This window comes from Solirubrum puertoriconensis (assembly GCF_001483135.1).
GTDB classification, from domain to species: domain Bacteria; phylum Bacteroidota; class Bacteroidia; order Cytophagales; family Hymenobacteraceae; genus Solirubrum; species Solirubrum puertoriconensis.
The window spans coordinates 484055-498043 of record NZ_LNAL01000008.1 but is presented as its reverse complement, the minus strand read 5'-3'; the positions used below and the strand labels follow the sequence as shown (position 1 = coordinate 498043).

Annotated in this window: 13 protein-coding genes; 1 reads left to right on the top strand and 12 read right to left on the bottom strand. The window is 52.3% G+C overall.

Annotated elements, in window-relative coordinates; genetic code table 11:
- Positions 1-21: 21 nt before the first annotated feature.
- From porM to lipB, 9 genes are all read right to left on the bottom strand, one after another.
- Entirely contained in the window at positions 22-1608 is a 1587-nt protein-coding gene (porM, locus tag ASU33_RS16320) for a type IX secretion system motor protein PorM/GldM (RefSeq protein WP_059071906.1), read from the bottom strand.
- Between the two features lie 66 nt (positions 1609-1674).
- A complete protein-coding gene (gene porL / locus ASU33_RS16315) occupies positions 1675-2481 on the bottom strand; it encodes a type IX secretion system motor protein PorL/GldL (protein ID WP_059071905.1) in 807 nt (268 codons plus the stop codon).
- 68 nt (positions 2482-2549) lie between these two features.
- On the bottom strand, positions 2550-3566 hold the full coding sequence (gene porK, locus ASU33_RS16310; protein WP_059072754.1) for a T9SS ring complex lipoprotein PorK/GldK: 1017 nt from the start codon (positions 3564-3566) through the stop codon (positions 2550-2552).
- 234 nt (positions 3567-3800) lie between these two features.
- Positions 3801-4811 (bottom strand): PorP/SprF family type IX secretion system membrane protein, encoded by a 1011-nt coding sequence (locus ASU33_RS16305; RefSeq protein ID WP_059071904.1) that lies wholly within the window; start codon positions 4809-4811, stop codon positions 3801-3803.
- A 163-nt stretch (positions 4812-4974) separates the two neighbouring features.
- Positions 4975-5805 carry a uroporphyrinogen-III synthase gene (locus ASU33_RS16300; protein WP_059071903.1) on the bottom strand — a complete coding sequence of 277 codons (831 nt, stop codon included), beginning with the start codon at positions 5803-5805 and terminating at the stop codon, positions 4975-4977.
- A gap of 70 nt (positions 5806-5875) precedes the next feature.
- Entirely contained in the window at positions 5876-7099 is a 1224-nt protein-coding gene (locus ASU33_RS16295) for a DUF4271 domain-containing protein (protein WP_078063192.1), read from the bottom strand.
- Positions 7044-8009 carry an MraY family glycosyltransferase gene (locus tag ASU33_RS16290; RefSeq protein WP_286130609.1) on the bottom strand — a complete coding sequence of 322 codons (966 nt, stop codon included), beginning with the start codon at positions 8007-8009 and terminating at the stop codon, positions 7044-7046. The genes ASU33_RS16295 and ASU33_RS16290 overlap by 56 nt, the downstream gene beginning before the upstream one ends.
- A 150-nt stretch (positions 8010-8159) precedes the next feature.
- Positions 8160-8576 (bottom strand): hypothetical protein, encoded by a 417-nt coding sequence (locus tag ASU33_RS16285; RefSeq protein WP_059071900.1) that lies wholly within the window; start codon positions 8574-8576, stop codon positions 8160-8162.
- Entirely contained in the window at positions 8573-9382 is an 810-nt protein-coding gene (gene lipB, locus ASU33_RS16280) for a lipoyl(octanoyl) transferase LipB (RefSeq protein WP_078063191.1), read from the bottom strand. The genes ASU33_RS16285 and lipB overlap by 4 nt, the downstream gene beginning before the upstream one ends.
- A gap of 223 nt (positions 9383-9605) precedes the next feature.
- Here lipB and ASU33_RS16275 point away from each other — a divergent pair, with 223 nt between their 5' ends.
- Positions 9606-9956, top strand: a complete 351-nt coding sequence (locus ASU33_RS16275; protein WP_059071899.1) for a YraN family protein — start codon at positions 9606-9608, stop codon at positions 9954-9956.
- A 26-nt stretch (positions 9957-9982) separates the two neighbouring features.
- Here ASU33_RS16275 and ASU33_RS16270 read toward each other — a convergent pair whose 3' ends face one another.
- The 3 genes from ASU33_RS16270 to ASU33_RS16260 all read right to left on the bottom strand — a co-directional run bounded on the left by ASU33_RS16270 (position 9983) and on the right by ASU33_RS16260 (position 13667).
- Positions 9983-10972 carry a toxin-antitoxin system YwqK family antitoxin gene (locus tag ASU33_RS16270; protein ID WP_059071898.1) on the bottom strand — a complete coding sequence of 330 codons (990 nt, stop codon included), beginning with the start codon at positions 10970-10972 and terminating at the stop codon, positions 9983-9985.
- A gap of 194 nt (positions 10973-11166) precedes the next feature.
- A complete protein-coding gene (gene htpG / locus ASU33_RS16265; RefSeq protein WP_059071897.1) occupies positions 11167-12999 on the bottom strand; it encodes a molecular chaperone HtpG in 1833 nt (610 codons plus the stop codon).
- A gap of 218 nt (positions 13000-13217) precedes the next feature.
- Positions 13218-13667, bottom strand: a complete 450-nt coding sequence (locus ASU33_RS16260; protein WP_059071896.1) for a hypothetical protein — start codon at positions 13665-13667, stop codon at positions 13218-13220.
- Positions 13668-13989 lie beyond the last annotated feature (322 nt).

Here is a 13989-nt window from a genome sequence, read left to right as displayed (position 1 = left end):
AGTTGGTTCAACCTGTGATTACTAGATCAGCGGGATGTTAAAGGCTTTGCCGCGCATCGGTACTTCCTCCTGCTCACCGCGGAAGTTCATACGACGTACTTCTTGCACTTCGATGTACAAACGGTCGCCTTCGCGTGCCGAGTTTACTACGCTGCTAAGGTCAACATCAGGGCCATTGACAGGGATGGTAGGCATAGCCGGGCGCTTGCCGCGTACCAAGGTCACGGTGTAGCGCGTTACGCGGTAGCGAGCGTCTTCGGGCAGGAACGAGGCAAAACCTTGATCCGGAATAGCACGCAGGCTCATGTTACGCACAGCCGTAATCGGGGTACCCTGCTTTTCGTTAGCCTCGCGGCCACCTACTACGCATTTGATGTCGGGCTTAGGAATCGGGCGAACCTTGAAGGTTTGCGAACCAATAGCGTTGCCACCGCTGCTTACGTTAAGGGTAACCTCAGCCGAGTTCGGTACTAGCGTAACGTCACCTACTTTGTCGCCTTGGATAACCTGAGCACCCGAAGCAGAGAAGCCAGGCTTATACTGCGGACCTAGGGCCGGCACTTGCACGCTAAGCTTGTTTCCGCACTTGAAGTACAGCGCCTGTACCGAAGCCGACTGAATCTGCATTACTGGCTTGGTAACGGTATAAGGTACCGTCACTTTGAACGTAGTATCGCGGCCGTTATTGCGGATACGAATCGTACCAGTCCAGTTTTTCTTCGCATTCCCCGAAGCATCAAACGCACCTGGAGTAGCAGTAAACTCAATTTTGCCTTTGCCGTCAGGACCAACTTGCAGCGGCGAACCGTTCAAGGTCATCGACGGGCGCATGCCCGAAGCAGAAGCCGTGAGGAATAGCTCAGCTTTGTACTTAGTACCTGCGGCTACAGTGTTAGACTCAGCGCTAGCGAAAGCACCAATTTTATCGAACACAATCGTCTCAGCACCTACTCGCTTAGCCAGTTCGCTAAGTGCGTCCGACTCGTACTTCAATACTTCAGCTTCCTTTTGAGAAAGAACTGCCAAAGCAGCTACCAGCGGAGTGTTTTCAAAGTTGAGCTCAGCGAAGTTCTTGCTCTTCTGCTCAGGATCGGTAACACCCGGATCCTCTTTCGCGTCAAGTGCAAGTGAGTTTGCACCCGGTACGAATTGCTTAATGTAGCTAGAGTACTTGTTTAGCTCATCCTTCATTGGGTATGCCAGACCATTGCGGCTGCCACCAAGCATGGTTTCAGCTACTTTGTCTTCGGCACTCATATTCTTGTACTCCGTCTTGCCTTTGGTGTTTTCCGTAGCAGCAACCAGTTTGTCGCGAACGTCGCGCAGATAACCAATCATCTGCTTGGTACGCTCACGGATTTCCTGGCTTTGCTTCAACACCACCAAGTCTTTTGCTTGGTTGCGGTTCTTCTCAACTTGAGCCTGAATACCTTTTACGGCAAAGTCGTTTGACTTCGACACCTTTTCGTTGATGTTCGAAAGGCTGTCGTCGAGGAACTTAAACTTGAGCAGAATTGCGGAGTTTACTTGCAGCGCGAGAAGGGCAGTCAGTACCAAGTACATCATGCCAATCATCTTTTGCCGCGGTGTTTCTTTACCTCCCGCCATTGTTATTGAATCCTAATAAAGAAGTCGTTGGTGTATTGAGACCCTGCGTTAGCTTTGATCCAGCAATTAGCTGGTAGCACGCATGGCGTTCAACATATTGCCGTACACACGGTTGAGCGAGCTCAGGTTTACCGTCAATTTGGCAACTTCATCTTTGAACTGTTCAGTGTCTTTGCCAGCGCTAACCAAGTTTTCCATGGCTTGGCTCAGCGTACCATAGAACTTGTTCATCGACTTCAGGTGCGTATTAGCATCCTGCAGTTCCATTTCGTACACAGCGTTCAGTGCACCTAGGTTCTTGGTTACGTTCTGAACTTGCAGGTGATATTCCTTAGCGTCAGCGGTAGCGCTCGACATTGCCGACATAGCTTCGGCAGTTTGCTTGTAAGCTACGTTGATGTTGTCCAGCGACTGAGCCGCAGCACGTACGCGCTGGGTGTACTCGTCGGTAGCGTTGGTAGCGTCACCCAGGGTCGACAGTTGCGACGTGGTGGTGCTTAGGCGGTTCAGACCTTCACCCAGCGACTTGATAGCATCCGGAGTTACGTTAGCGTCCTTCAGCATATCGTCGAGCTTGCGGGTTAGGCCCGTGCCCGAATTGGCAGCAGGAGCAAACGAGGCCTCACCGGTAGAGGGGTCGTAGCCTTCGGCCAATTGCGGGTACACCAGCGACCAATCGGGGTCTTTGTGCTGGGGCTGGAAAGCACTCAAAGCGAAAATAAGCGCTTCGGTCAACAGACCCACAGTCAACATCACATCAGCACCCGGCAAGTGGCGAATTTTGAACAGAGCACCAACGATTACGACTGCTGCACCCAGGCCGTATACCATGGGCATCACTTTGTCGTAAAGAAAATTCCCTTTTTGTGCCATTTTACTTTGAAAGTTGAAAAGAGGAAGTAGGTATGGAGGTTTTTAGTAACTAGAGGAAAATGGCAGGGTTACAGGCTGTTGTTAGTGCCCATACCAATTTGAATCAGTGCGCAACGGAAACCAATGTACGAACGAGCCGAATCCTGATATTCGAAGCTGCGAGTACCGGTTTCGAGGAAGTAAGCAATGTCTTTCCAAGATCCACCGCGCACTACTTTGCGAGGTTCGTTATCGTCGGGGTTGGTAGGGTTCATATCCCATACTACCGGCATGGAAGCTTCCATGTAGGCATCGTCGCACCACTCAGACACGTTGCCAGCCATATCATACAGGCCAAAGTCGTTCGGGAAGTAAGCACCTACAGGCGAAGTGTAAGCGAAACCGTCGGAAGCATAATCACCACGACCGGGCTTAAAGTTCGCCAGCATGCAGCCTTTCGAATTACGCAGGTAAGGACCACCCCAAGGGAAAGTAGCCAGTTCACGGCCACCACGAGCGGCATATTCCCACTCTGCCTCGGAAGGCAGACGGAAACCAGGAACACCAGCTAAGCCTTCTTCAGCAGCCGCGGCATTCTTGTGCTTAGTGCGCCAGTTACAGAAATACTTAGCAGCAAACCAGTCAACGCCTACAACAGGATAATCATCGAAGGCAGGGTGGCTGTAATAGTACTCCATCAAAGGGTCACCCATGTGATAGGTAAAGTCGCGTACCCACACGGTAGTGTCAGGATAGAGCTCAGTCATGATGTACTGCTCGCCCAACACATCGATTGAGTCCTGCATTACAGCATTCATGAACTGACGGTACTCGTTGTTGGTGATTTCCGTCTCATCCATGTAGAAGCCGGCAATCGTTACCTGCTTGTTCATGTTCACCATCGAGGCGGAGATATCCTCGTCGGTCTGGCCCATGTGGAAAGTACCGCCGGGGCAGGGCACCATGCCAAACGGCACTTCCTGCGGGTTAAATTCCGGACGGTCTTCAGCGCCCACCAGGTCGCCGGTGGGGCCTTTGCCGAAGCTGCAAGCCCCCAGCATCAAGGCCACGCAGGCAATGAGGGGCAAACCAAGAAACTTGTTCATGTGAGGGTGAAAGTGACTGTTCAGGCGGCGATACCCAAAGATTACAATTTTGCGCTTGGCAAATTTAGCGACAAAGCTTTTCGCAAACAAGCGTTTAACCAAAGGCCATCGGTTTGTTTTAGAACCGTTTAGGCAGTTGGTTAAACGAGCAAGTGCTTTGTCTTATTACACTAAGGTCAAAATACCTCTGCAAAGGTACTTAACTAACCAATAGTTCCGTCAGGTTGGTACTGATTAGAAGCTGTACCGCGGCGTACGAATGGCCGGACGTATGGCTAACCCTGGCTTAGGCAAACGATAAGATATCATTATTTCGTGCGAGCTGAATGCACGAGCATCCTGGTTAAATGCAATAAAGTCGAACGCATAACCAATCCGCAGCGCATTGTCCTTCATTACGGAAGCTCCCACCATACCTATTAAGGATTCATCGTATCGATAGCCAACGCCTCCCCAATACTTATCATTGTAGGTAGCCCGTACGTTTGCTTCGAAGGAGTTATTATCAACCGTAAACTTCTTGTTATCACCGAACCGCCCTGGCAGAACGAGTTTGCCAATGGCAGAAGGGGTCAGAGTAATTTCATCGGTTAGCTCAAAGTTGTATCCAATGCTTAAATAGGCGTGGTTCTCGGCAGTAGCTCTAGCCTGCTTGCCTTGATTGTTACCTAGACTATCGGGTACACTTTGGAATCGGTACTGAGAGCGGAGCAAATTGTTAACACTGAGGCCAGCGTACCACCGTGGCGACTCATACCACACCCCGGCACCAGCATCAAACTTGTTATCAGAGCTATTGTCCGGTATGCTCGGGTCAAACTCATCTACCGCAACGTACTTGCCTCGGCGCCAGTTGTTGTAGATACCTTGAACTCCCACACCGAGAAGCGCTTCATCTCCAATCTTGAAGTGTTTGGAATACGATAGCGAAAAGGAAGTTATATCGGACTGGGCAATTTCATCGCGGTAGGCATTAAAGCCAATTCCACCACCTAGGGCCCTGATAGGTAGTGAACCCGATAGCATGAACGTCTTGGGCGAACCACCCTGATAAAAGGTGGGATTGTAATTAAAGTACTGGTAACGATATATGGACACGAACTCACCTTGACCTTTGATACCTGCATATGCAGGATTTAGGTACATCCCATTAAATGGGTAGTGGCTAAACTGGGGTTGCTGCTGTGCCACAGCCGAACCAACCACTGCCGAAAACAAGAGCGTAGCAAGTAAGTTTCCCTTCATAAAATGCTGCGGTAAATATGCGTGGCTACGGCAGATGAGCTAATTTAAGGTACGCACTTTCAAATGTATTGAAAATACAACCTGGCACAAATGCCTTGAAAAAACGAGCGGGGAGCACACTTATTATGTTATGCTCCCCGCTCGCTCTGAACCGTTAAACGCGCTACGCTTTCTGTTTGTTATTGCGTGCTTGTTCCTTAGCTATTTCAGCTCCATGATGGTACCGAATGTATGCTTCGATAGCACCAGTCATTGATGGTGCGTTAGGCAGAGGTGCCTCAATGTCAAGCTCTAAGCCGGCGTCGCGCACTGCTTTAGCCGTAGTAGGCCCAAAAGCAGCGATACGCGTACCATCCTGAACGAAGTCCGGAAAGTTGACGAACAGCGAACTGATACCAGAAGGACTGAAGAAAGCGATGCAGTCGTACTTCACATCCGACAAATCAGACAAGTCGCTCGCTACAGTGCGATAGATAACAGCTTCGGAGAACTTAAAGCCGTTGGCACGCATGAACTCCGGAATGTCATCCTTACGGATGTCAGAACAGGGATACAAGAACTTCTCGTTCTTGTGCTTCTTGATCACATCAAACAGGTCAGCCGCAGTACGCTGCCCAACGAACAGCTTGCGCTTACGCAGCACAATATATTTCTGCAGATAATTGGCAGTTTGCTCAGAAATGCAGAAGTACTTCATCTCTGCCGGCATCTCAAGCTTAGCCTCTTGGCAAATCCGGAAGAAATGATCAACGGCGTTGCGGCTGGTGAAGATGATGGCCGTATGATCGGCGATGTTTATCTTCTCTTTCCGAAAGTCCTTGTAGGATACCGGATCAACTTGGATGAACTCGCGAAAATCTACTTTGATGCCGTACTTCTCGGCAATAGCAAAGTACGGCGACACGTCGTTGGCTGGCTTGGGTTGCGTAACCAAGATGCTGCGAATGCGCTTGGCGTGCCGACCGGTACCCGGCTTGTCTGTGCTCTCAGCCATGTGAGGTAAGGAAAGTAAAGCTAAGCAATACGAAATGAAGCTGTGGACGAAAGGACAAGCCGTTGTTAACCTAATAAGTGATAACCAACAACTTGAGCAACACAGTCAAGGGTATGATTTCGGTGGCGCAAAGGTACGAAAACAAATGCAGATTTAGCAGCGACATCCGGCGGTTCAGCGTGCGGGCAACTCTAATTACTGTTGCAAGCAACATCATAGAAACCACCCCATTAGATACCCAAAGCACTCCTTCGGGCCAAGATTGATTCAGCACCAAGTATAGCAACATCACGATGGGCAGAAACAATCCCATGAATAGAAGGCTGCGTACAAATTCTCTATACTGAACCAAGACTAAAGATGACAAATCAAATATATAACCCATTAACGATAGATATACAGCTTTTGCAAAAACGAATACAGAAATAAGTACAGCATAAAGCAACACACGGCCTACTAAGCCTGATTCAGAGACAGAAAATAGTTGTTTTAATATAACAATGTTTTGAACGTTGGTGTGAATGGCAACAATTAGTAAGCCAAACGATAAGGAGAAAATAAGCACTAATAAAACGTTCAGCCATGTAATAGTGGGCCGGGTGAGAAAGTTTTGCTCACCCGGTACGTTGCTCCACAGCTCATATATACGGGCAAAGCCAGGCCGATAAATTGTGCGTATTGCCCCATACAGCAAGCCAATCAGGAGTAGAAAACAGAGAAAAACGTTTTCGCCTTGGTGCACTGCCACCCGGAGCTGAGGTTGCCACCAATTAGATTTAACAAACGAAGCCGACTTTGTTTCGGGCGTGAAGCTGTTGGAGAAAGAAGTATAATCGGGAGCAGCTAATGGATGCCAAATGCATAACAGGTGTTGCCCATAATTAATGGGCTTAGGCAATATGTCTGCGACATCGAGCGTGTAATTGCCTGATGTTTTGGCAGTGAATACAAGCTGATTATCGATAAATAACGTTAGGTCTTGACGTGCCGCAAACGTAATGCGGAACGGCTGGTTAGGCCGTAGCACTATCCATTGGTAGTAAGCCCGGGCAGGTGCGTGGTAGCCGGGCAGGTACAGCACCAGTTTGTTGCTGGCGTTGTCGTAAATCAGCCAATCGTTGCTTAAACCAACGGGTGCAGTGGGTGGCAAGGGCCGATATTCAACGGCATAGGACAGCCGGGAGCTGATGCTCAGAAGCAGCACCAGCAACCACGTTCGCCAAGGACTCAGAAAGAGCTTACGAAGCAACTCGTTGTTGCGCGCTGCGGCTACGGTATGTTCCGAGAAAGACACTCAACAACAACGAGAAAGCAACCAGACCAGCAATCAGCAGAGTGTTGCCTAGGTCACTAAAGTTGATGACGAACAAAATGACCACCAAGTTGAGCAAAGCCAGCAGCAGCACTGTGCTGATTTGCTGAAAACCCATAGCTAAAATCCGGTGGTGAATATGGTTTTTGTCGGGGGTGAAGGGCGAGGTACCGTTGAGTACACGTACGGCGAATACGCGAAGCGTATCGAACAAAGGCACAAACAAAATACCAGCCGCTACCGATGGATTGGCAGAACCAAATGGCTGATCCGTATGCAGCCCCATTTGGATGAATTGAATTGTTAGTACCGATACAATAAATCCACAAAGCAATGAGCCAGTATCGCCCATAAATATGGTGGCTTTGTGGAAGTTATAGCGCAGGAAACCCAGCATTCCGCCAATTACGCAGATTGATACAAATACGTAATTACCGAAAGCAGCACCACCGTACTGATAGAAATAGTATCCAAAAGTACTTACGATAATAATGACGATGGAACCCGCTAAACCATCGAGCCCGTCAATCAAATTTATGGCATTGGTGATACCTGCAATTGCCAGGAAGGTAAAGGCATAACTAATGCCGTCGGGTAATTCGTGAATGCCGAAAATACCTTGGAAGCTGGTAATGCGGATATCGGCCATGAACATGACAATACCCGTAGCGAGCAGCTGACCAACCAGCTTTTTCGCGGGAGAAATAGATACCAAGTCGTCCTTCAGGCCCACGAAAAACAGCACAATGCAACCTGCGAGCAGTTGCTGAATACCATTGCCTAGGTCGGCGAAAATGGTGAGGGCCGACATGAAACCGGCAAAGATGGCCACGCCACCTAGGCGCGGAGTAAGTAAAGCATGCACCGTCCGCTTGTTGGGCAGGTCGAGCATGTTCTTCAGATGGGCAATATAAATCACCGAAGGCACGGCGAATAACGCCACCAAAAAGGCCCACAAGAAGGCTAGCCCTAGCGTTACGCCGTTTGGAGTCATATGTCGGGAGTGAGACGAGTAAAGTTACGCAACAGCAGCCGAAGGTTGCTAGCTGTGCAGTACGCCTTCGCGTCCGAGCAAGGAAATTGGGATGAGGTTTTCAGCTACAATCGAATCGGGCACGAAGATGAATTTCTTGTCGAAGATCTGGTTGCCGATGTAGTAACTGACCCAGTATTGGTTGTTCAGATGAAACAGTGCCGGATCGATGGGCTCGATGGGCACCGCCGAATACTCTTCAATTTCAGAAAAGTGGTGGCGGAGTGTTGACGTACGCACGTTATGGCCCTCGGTATCGACGCCGTAGCCATTGGAGCTGACGATGACGTTTTGGAGCGGAAAACGGTTGTGGTTGAGCAGGTACACCAGCCACCCAGGTTTGCCTACTTCAACAGAAGCAGCATCGTCGGGCACTACGGCTACCGAGACGCCCTCTACCGGATCAAACTTGATGTCTTCTTTCATGCGGCGTTTTCAACGATTTCGGCTCCCATTAGTTCGGCCAAATGGGGCAGCAACCGGTCTTCTATTTCGCGCAGAGGCACTTCTCGACCCAGTTCCTGCTGCAAAGACGTAACCGCCTTATCGGTGATGCCACACGGCACGATGTAGCCGAAGTACGAGAGGTCCGTATTTACATTGAGCGCGAAGCCGTGCATGGTGACCCAGCGGCTACATTTCACGCCCATAGCACAGATTTTGCGCGGGTTGGGGGCTCCTTCTTCGAAATCGAGCCACACACCGGTAAGCCCAGCAATACGCCCTGCCGTTAACCCATATTCAGCCAGTAAACGGATTACCGCTTCCTCTAAAGTGCGGAGGTAATGGTGAATATCCGGCTTGAAATTCTCGAGGTCGAGTATCGGATAGCCTACGAGCTGACCAGGTCCGTGGTAGGTAATATCGCCGCCACGGTTGATATGGTGATAAGTGGCACCATGGGCAACTAAACCGGCCTCATCAAGTAGCAAGTGCTCGGGCTTGCCACTTTTACCCAGAGTATACACCGGCGGATGCTCACAGAATAGCAAGTAATTAGGCGTGCTCTCGGGTGCAGCACCGGTGTCTTCGGCTTGGCGGTTGCGCGTTTTCACGGCCAAAGTAGCCGCCAGCAACTCCTCCTGGTATTGCCATGTAGGAGCATACTCCACACGCCCTAGGCGCTGCAGCTCAACGCGGGTGTTAGCGCCTACTGCGGGCCGGGCCGGCGCAAGCTGCGGAGCTACTGGAGCAATTGGCTGCACGCAAGCCGAAAACAGTTCAGATTCCATAGCGCAGGTAGTTAGCGGATACCCTTCGTTTGCATGGACACGCAGGCGAAGGGCGCCATCTCCTACAAAAGTAAGGCCTAATTGGCGGTTGACGACCGCAGCTTGCCAGGTTACTCTGGTTTGCGTTGGGTTACTGCCGAGGTTGGCAGAACATTTTTGGCGCGGCGCAGGTAGTGCTTGGCTAGAAAACGCCCGTGTGTTGGCGCGCCTAACCACTCTGAGCATGTCCTCCCCTACCCTAGGTGCTGCCGGCGAACAAGCCGCTGCCGAATACTACCTCGCCAAGGGCTATACCCTAGTAGCACGCAACTACCGCTACCGCCGCAGCGAGGTAGACCTCATTATGCAGGAAGGCGCGCGCAGGCTGGTGTTTGTGGAGGTGAAGGTGCGCACCGATTTGCGCTACGGCTACCCCGAAGAGTTTGTAACGCCAGCGCAGCAGCAACGCATCCGACGGGCGGCCGAGCAGTACATCATCAGCCACAACTGGCACGCTGATATCCGATTTGATATTGTGGCGCTGACACCAAACTCGGCCGGGTTCCGGGTTGAGGCTTTTGAGGACGCATTCTGAGCACGCCCGCCTACCCGCATAGGTGCTTAGTTGCGCCGGGGCGCCAAGGAGTTGCGGGAGTCTTCGGCCCGCTTGTCAAGCTTGTCCTTCTCGTAGATAAGCACCCCGTTGCGATTGTACTCTTTCACAAGCACGGGCTCCTGTTCGGGGTCGTAGCCCGAGTCGCCGTACTGGTACTCGTAGTGTCGGCGGTTGCGGAAGCCCCAGTACTTTGTCCAGATACCCACTTTGCGGCCGTTCTCGAACTCGCCCGACCAGTCAAGCTGGCCGTTGGGCTTGAAGCTTACGTACTCGCCCTCAAGCTTGCCATCAACATACGGAATGACTTCCTTCACCATGGTGTTGCCGCCGTCGTAGTAACTGATGTTGGCGTCGCGCGGGAAGCCCTGCTCGTAATGCACCTTCGAGAGCAATACGTTATCCTTGTTGTAACGCTCCCAGCGTAAGTGTCGGGTGCCTACGAAATAAAAGCCGGTTTCGACCACCTTACCGCCCTGCATTTTTTTGTAGGGGCCGTGCAGCACCTTGTATTTGGCAGGGTCGGCCTCGGCCGCCGAAGCCGTTTTCTCGAGGCGGCGCTTGGCTACGTTAAAGTACCACTTGCTAGGTGCGTAGGCATTGGGCTGCTTGGGCACCTTCATGTAGTAGAACACCTCAATAACCTGGTTGCGCCCTTTCGGCCCCGATTTGGTAAAGCCTTTCTTGATTGGCTCACCTAGGAACACGTTCTTCTTGCGCTTAGCCGAGGCCTTGCGCTGGGCGGCTTTCTGCTTTTCCTCGGCTTTGCGCTGTTCTTCCTTGCTCAGCTTCTTGGCCGTGCTGAGCGACGGCGCCTTTACTGTGTCGCGGGTTGCGGCGAGCGTATCGGTGCGGATGCCACCTAGGCTATCGGGCACATATAGGGCCACGGCACCCGCATCGGGCTTGCTGTTGAAGGATACCGTTTTCTTGGCGCAGGCCCCAAGCAGCATCAGCGGCAGCAGCAACAGCGTAGTCGGCAGACGAAACAGACGCATGAAGTAAGCAGGAAGGTGTTTGGGTAGCGAAACGTAAAGATAGGGTTTGATAGTGCCCTAGGTCTGTTGTGGCTTCTACGGCAAGCTCGGCAGGAAGGCTGCTGGGCCGCTGCTTACGGCAACTTCGCAAAAAAGAAGCCGGCCCCGCAACCGCAGCAGTTGCAAGACCGGCTTCGCTCCGGAACTGAAATTGATTACTCGGCTGCCAGCAGCTCGGCGCTACGCTTCACAAACTGGGTCAGCGCTTCGCCTTTGAGCAAACCTTGGGCTAGCAATGCCAGGTCGAAAGCTTGCTTGGCCAGCTTGGTAGCAGCTTCGTCATCGGCCTTTAACACGCGCTGGGCTACAGGGTTGTTGGCGTTTACGCTCACGGTATAGCTATCGGGCAACGAGCCGAACATGGCCATGCCGCCACCGCCGCCCACGCGCTGCATATCCTTCATGCGGCGCATAAACTCGGGCAGGGTGATGATAACCGGGGCGTCTTGCGGGGCCAGGGCTTCTACCTGCACGTGCATGTGCTCGTTGTTGATGGCTTTGGCAAAGAGCTCCTGCAGCTTGGTCTTCTCGTCGTCGGAGAGTACGCTTTCAGCGGTTTCTTCCTTCTCAATGAGCTTGCCGATGGTATCGGCATCCACACGCTTAAAGGTGGTTTTTTCCAGCTTCTGCTCGAGCAAGCCGATGAAGTGCGGATCGAGCGGGCCGTTGAAGTTGAGCACATCGTAGCCGCGCTCCTGGGCTGCTACCACGTAGGCGTGCTGGGCTTCTTCGTCGGTGGTGTAGAGCAGCACGGTTTGGCCGTTCTGATCCACTTGGTTGGCCTGCACCAGCTCCGTGTACTCGCCGAAGGTGTAGAACTTACCGGCTACGCTTTGCAGCAGCGCGAAGTCCTTGGCGCGGTCGTAGAACTTGTCGTCGGACAGCATGCCATACTTCACGAACAGGTTGATATCCGACCACTTCTCCTCGAACGAGCTGCGCTCCTTGCGGAAAATTTCGGCCAGCTTATCGGCTACCTTCTTGGTGATGTACTGATTGATTTTGCGCACGTTCGCATCGGCCTGCAGGAAGCTGCGCGACACGTTCAGCGGGATATCGGGCGAGTCGAGCACGCCGTGCAGCAGCATTAGGAACTCGGGTACCACGTCCTTCACCTCGTCGGTGATGAACACCTGGCGCGAGTACAGCTGAATTTTGTTGCGCTGCAGCTGCAGCTCGTCTTTTACCTTCGGGAAGTACAGAATGCCCGTGAGGTTGAAGGGGTAATCGACGTTGAGGTGAATCCAGAACAGCGGCTTTTCCGAGAAGGGGTACAGCTCCTGGTAGAACTTGGTGTAATCCTCGTCGGTCAGCTCGGAGGGCTGCTTGGTCCAGAGCGGCTGCGTTTGGTTGATAACCGTGCCTTCGAACTCAATCTCGATGGGCAGGAAGCGGCAGTACTTCTCCAGAATGCCGCGCAGGCGCGTGGCCTCCAAGAACTCGTCGGAGTCTTCGGCTACGTGCAGCACCACATCGGTGCCACGCTCGGCCTTCTCGGCAGTTTCGAGGGTAAACTCGGTGCTGCCGTCGCACACCCAGCGGGCGGCTTCGGAGCCTTCTTTGTAGCTCCTCGAGAAGATTTCTACCTCCTTGGCTACCATGAAAGCCGAGTAGAAACCTAGACCAAACTGACCGATGATCTGGTCTTTAGCCGAGGCGTCTTTGTCCTTGTACTTCTCTACAAACTCGGTAGCGCCCGAGAAGGCAATCTGGTTGATGTACTTCTTAATCTCGTCGGCCGTCATGCCGATGCCGCGGTCCGACACGGTGATAGTGCGCTTCTCCTTGTCCACGCTCACCGTTACCTTCAGCTCACCGGCTTCGCCTTGGTACTCGCCCAGCTGCGCCAGGCTCTTCAGTTTTTGGGTGGCATCAACGGCGTTCGAAACAAGCTCCCGCAAGAAAATCTCGTGGTCGGAGTACAGGAACTTCTTGATGATGGGAAAGATATTCTCGGTGTGAATCGAGATGCTACCGGTTTCCTGCATGGCGGTTAGGTAATAGGTAGATGTGTTTGACGGGGGTACAAAGGCAGCCAACAAACGGCTGCCGCAGTTGGCCCCGAAATCAAACCTCATTCCACTTAGCGCAGGCCGCCCTAAAGCTGCCAGCTTGGCAGATTTGCTCCTGCTAAGCTGTGCTTGGTGCGTCAGAAAGCTTGTTTAGCCCGCTTACGCCACTGGCAGCTACCGTGGTAGCTGGCAAGCTAAGCTACCAACCCCGACACTATTGGCTGCGCGGCCGTAGCCGGTGAGTTGGTAGGATTAATCAGCCAATCGAAAGCCGAATCGGCGTCGGAGAAATACTGTACATCGAAACGCAGGTGCTCGTCGCCTAGGTGCAAGATGCTCTCTACCGCCAGCTGATTGTACACATTGGGGCTGAGCACAAGCGCTAGTTGGCGCAGCCGCGGCAGGCAAGCTACCCGGGGCAGCACCTCCTCGCTGATCCAGAACTGGTCTTCGAGCCCTAGGTTAGGCAGCCCATTCAGATCGATAATCCAGTACTCAATGCTGAGTTGCTCGAGCAAGCCTTTCACGTGCTGCACAGCTGGCTGAAATAAATGGCTGTTGTAAGTACCGCGCCACCGGTGATAGAGCAAGCGCAGGGCGGGGTCGTGGAATAGCGTTAAGCTATCGAAGTACAGAGCATCCATCACAGTAAATCAGGCGTTTGACAAGGCAAAAGAAAATGCCGTGCCAAACGCCTGCAGGTGCTACTTGCCGGATGTTGCCGCAACCTATGCGAATGAGGGTTGTGGCGGGCTGAAAGCCTGTCCAGGCAACGCTTTGGCGCTACACAAACAATGGATCGGGGGTGCCAACGGTGTTGGCTGTTGCGTGGCCGCGCAGGTAACGGGCCAGCAATTGCAGAGAGCGGTGTACAAGCTGTTTCATGGGTGGGGATGCGTAGGGGTACGATGAACGGATTGTATAACTATTTACGCACGAGATCAGTACTGCGTTGTGCTGCAACCC

Coding starts and splice junctions, on each gene's coding strand:
- ASU33_RS16275 (WP_059071899.1), top strand. CDS start 9,606: ATGTCCTCCCCTACCCTAGGTGCTGCCGGCGAACAAGCCGCTGCCGAA.
- ASU33_RS16305 (WP_059071904.1), bottom strand. CDS start 4,811: ATGAAGGGAAACTTACTTGCTACGCTCTTGTTTTCGGCAGTGGTTGGT.
- htpG (WP_059071897.1), bottom strand. CDS start 12,999: ATGCAGGAAACCGGTAGCATCTCGATTCACACCGAGAATATCTTTCCC.
- lipB (WP_078063191.1), bottom strand. CDS start 9,382: ATGGAATCTGAACTGTTTTCGGCTTGCGTGCAGCCAATTGCTCCAGTA.
- ASU33_RS16270 (WP_059071898.1), bottom strand. CDS start 10,972: ATGCGTCTGTTTCGTCTGCCGACTACGCTGTTGCTGCTGCCGCTGATG.
- porM (WP_059071906.1), bottom strand. CDS start 1,608: ATGGCGGGAGGTAAAGAAACACCGCGGCAAAAGATGATTGGCATGATG.
- ASU33_RS16300 (WP_059071903.1), bottom strand. CDS start 5,805: ATGGCTGAGAGCACAGACAAGCCGGGTACCGGTCGGCACGCCAAGCGC.
- ASU33_RS16285 (WP_059071900.1), bottom strand. CDS start 8,576: ATGAAAGAAGACATCAAGTTTGATCCGGTAGAGGGCGTCTCGGTAGCC.
- ASU33_RS16290 (WP_286130609.1), bottom strand. CDS start 8,009: ATGCTCGACCTGCCCAACAAGCGGACGGTGCATGCTTTACTTACTCCG.
- ASU33_RS16260 (WP_059071896.1), bottom strand. CDS start 13,667: ATGGATGCTCTGTACTTCGATAGCTTAACGCTATTCCACGACCCCGCC.
- porL (WP_059071905.1), bottom strand. CDS start 2,481: ATGGCACAAAAAGGGAATTTTCTTTACGACAAAGTGATGCCCATGGTA.
- porK (WP_059072754.1), bottom strand. CDS start 3,566: ATGAACAAGTTTCTTGGTTTGCCCCTCATTGCCTGCGTGGCCTTGATG.